The sequence below is a fragment of the Arthrobacter sp. H5 genome, from assembly GCF_000520595.1.
GTDB lineage: Bacteria > Actinomycetota > Actinomycetes > Actinomycetales > Micrococcaceae > Arthrobacter_D.
Genome location: NZ_KI915007.1, coordinates 37,061 through 39,905, shown reverse-complemented (window position 1 = coordinate 39,905; position 2,845 = coordinate 37,061). Strand labels below are relative to the sequence as shown.

General features: G+C 59.1%; 4 protein-coding genes. 1 reads left to right on the top strand and 3 read right to left on the bottom strand.

Features of this window, described 5'->3' with window-relative positions; all coding sequences use genetic code 11:
* The 3 genes from Y708_RS0115305 to Y708_RS25515 form a co-directional block, all read right to left on the bottom strand.
* The coding region (locus tag Y708_RS0115305; protein ID WP_173401526.1) for a transposase domain-containing protein at positions 1-267 on the bottom strand (267 nt) is incomplete at its 3' end.
* A gap of 202 nt (positions 268-469) precedes the next feature.
* Positions 470-856 (bottom strand): four-helix bundle copper-binding protein, encoded by a 387-nt coding sequence (locus Y708_RS30480; protein WP_253905842.1) that lies wholly within the window; start codon positions 854-856, stop codon positions 470-472.
* A gap of 14 nt (positions 857-870) precedes the next feature.
* Positions 871-2,199 carry a bifunctional alpha/beta hydrolase/OsmC family protein gene (locus Y708_RS25515; protein ID WP_081746870.1) on the bottom strand — a complete coding sequence of 443 codons (1,329 nt, stop codon included), beginning with the start codon at positions 2,197-2,199 and terminating at the stop codon, positions 871-873.
* A 327-nt stretch (positions 2,200-2,526) separates the two neighbouring features.
* Between Y708_RS25515 and Y708_RS25510 the strand changes: the two genes are divergently transcribed.
* Positions 2,527-2,845, top strand: a 319-nt coding sequence (locus tag Y708_RS25510; RefSeq protein WP_035776562.1) for an isochorismatase family protein, incomplete at its 3' end; no start/stop codon positions are given.

The following is a 2,845-nucleotide window of genomic DNA, read 5'->3' as shown; positions in this document are numbered from 1 at the left end:
TTCCGCCCATCCCGAAGACCACGACAACCCGTCCGTCAGCTGTTCGAAAACGTCCTCATACGAGCCCTCGGAATGCAATGCCATCCCGATCGAGAAGTACGCCATCACCCGAGCCGGCAACGCCCGATTCCGAACCTCCGTGCGCCCAGCCGCAGCGATCACCTCATCGACGACGCCCGCAGGGAACACCCGCGTCAACAGACCCACCGACACTAAATCCGACAACCGGCGATCAGACGCAGGTTTTCTCCAACCAGAACGAGACATACCCCAACAATACCGCCCGCACCCTTAACTGAACGGTATTGCGATTAGGTCCCGTTCACCAGATCTGGGACCGCGGCCACCTCTTCAGCGTCGGCTTGCGTGGTGACCCTAAATGGGCGCGGCTGGCGCGGCACCAACTTGTTCTCGCGCAGCATGCTCGCCGATGCAACATCGGAGAAGACGTGGAAAGGGTTTGCTGAATTCAGAACGGCCGCGGAAGTAGATCTTGGCAGGCCTGTTCGCAGCGGCGGCACGCCTCGGCAGCGATCCGGCAGTAAGCGTACATATCGGCATGCTTTTCGTATTCAATCGCGGTCGTCGTGCAAAAGTCTCGGCACGCCATAAGGATCGTCTTAAGTAGGTTGCCGTCGACCTCATTCAGCCGGGAGAGGAACCGGCCAGTGGTCATACAAAGATCAGCGCAGTCCAAACTAAGACGAATACACTTCCGCAATTCGACTATCGTCTCTTCCGCCATGCAGGCGTCCGCGCAGGCATCGCTTGCCTGTGCGCAGGAGAAGGCAGCTTCAATGCATGCCGTCAGCGCTTGGCCCAATGACGGCTCACCGTCGGGGTGTGCGGCCATCATAGATCTCGTTGTACTCATAATCCCTCCCTCAGAAGTGCCATCATATTCAGACTGTTCACTTCAGCCTTCGTCTCCGAATTGTCCCGGGAGCTGGTCCGCCCGGGGTCTGTGTCGGAGATTGTCGTTCCGATGAGGATTTCCGAGCGCAGGGTGCGGTGGATTGGACACTTATCGGCGATTTCGCGCAATTTTTGACGCTGGTCCTCGTTGAGGTCGCCGTCGAAGCGGATGACCCGTTCGATTCGGTCCAACTTTCCGGTCTCGGTCTCGCAGTCGGCGCAGTCCTGTGCGTGGATTCTGCTGTGTCGCAGTGAAACCGTCACCTTTTCTAGCGGCCATTTTTTGCGGTCAGCATACATCCTGACGGTCATCGAAGTGCAGGCGCCCAGGCTGGCGAGTAGGAAATCGTAGGGCGACGGGCCGGTATCGGTACCGATCGGGGCGGGTTCATCCGCGCTCAACCGGTGCCCGCCGACCATCACCTGCTGGGCGAACGCTCCCACTCCTGTCTCAGCCACGACGACGAGCCCTTCAGCCGGGTCATCAGCTGCGGAAGGAAGACCCGAATCCGGGGGCGCGGCGAAGGCGAAGCGACGGGCCCACGTCGCAAGCATTGAAGCAGCGAACGCAGCATCGGCAGGGTCGGTGAGTAGATGGTCGGCCCCATCGAGGGCAACGAACGACTTCGGGTGACGAGCCGTCTCGTAGATGCGCCGCGCGTTATCCGCGTCCACGGTAGTGTCACTCGGCGAATGCATGACCAGCAGCGCCGAGCCTAGATGACCGATGCGGTCGGCCTGCGGCTGCGCGGCAATATCGTCAAGGAATTGCTGGCGGATGCAAAACGATCTGTCGCCGAGGATAACTTCTGCCTCCCCAGAAGATTCAATCTCCGCCCGGCTCTCCCCCAACAAATGCGCCAGGTGATCGGGGTCAGCCGGGGCGCCGATGGTGACTACCGCCCGCACCTCAGGTATTTGTGCGGTGACGGCGAGCACCACACCTCCACCCAGCGAGTGCCCAATCAAAATCGACGGGGCCGCGAACCCCTTGCGAAGATAGTCTGCAGCGTGAATCAGATCTTCAATGTTGGAGCTGAAGTTCGTATTGGCGAAGTCGCCTCCGGATTGGCCTAGCCCAGTGAAGTCGAATCGGAGAACGGCGATACCGAAGTCAGTGAGCGCCCGGGAAATCCTCGCAGCTGCGAGTACGTCCTTGCTGCAGGTGAAACAATGCGCGAATAAGGCGTAGGACAGGGGCTGCGACTCCGGCAGATCGAGCCGCGCCGCCAGCAAAGCTCCCTGCGAGCCGGGGAATTCGAGTTTTTCGCTATGTCCGGCCATTGCTGCTCATTTCTGTTGTCTTGATGCCGATCACATCGACTTGATTCTTCTTCCGAAGGTTTTTCGAATCCATAGCGGGTTCGTCGTGGCTTCAGGGAACGATATGCGCCACCTGCCCAAAGTTCTGTGTCCTGGAATACAGATCTTGCCCCACAGTGTTCACGATCCGCCGCGTCAGTCTCCAGACGAGGATCCGATCTTTGGCAGATGGGCTCAGTTCCTGGCTGTGCCTGGGAACGGTGTCCTGGCTTACAGAACAATGTGCGGTGGCGCCCTAGCGTTTGGATGGAATTCCGTTGGGGATTCAACACTCATCTGAGGAGAGTCATGCAATTTGACCCGTCCACGACAGCGCTCGTGCTGACCGACCCACAAAACGATTTCCTCAGCCCCGACGGTGTCACTTGGGAACTAGTCGGCAACAGTGTCCAGGAGAATAACACCGTCCAGCACATCGATCAGCTGCTCGCCGCGTCGAAAACCGCCGGCTACAAGGTGTTCATTTCACCGCACTACTATTTCCCCCATGACCACCTGTGGGAGTTCGGTGGAACACTGGAAACGAAGATGCACGAGATCGGAATGTTCAACCGTCCCGGTCCGCTGAACTTGGATGGTTTCGAAGGCTCCGGCGCAGACTGGCTGC

What these genes read in the sequence shown, in the direction of transcription:
- Y708_RS30480 (WP_253905842.1), bottom strand. Translation starts at nt 856, where the DNA reads ATGATGGCCGCACACCCCGACGGTGAGCCGTCATTGGGCCAAGCGCTG.
- Y708_RS25515 (WP_081746870.1), bottom strand. Translation starts at nt 2,199, where the DNA reads ATGGCCGGACATAGCGAAAAACTCGAATTCCCCGGCTCGCAGGGAGCT.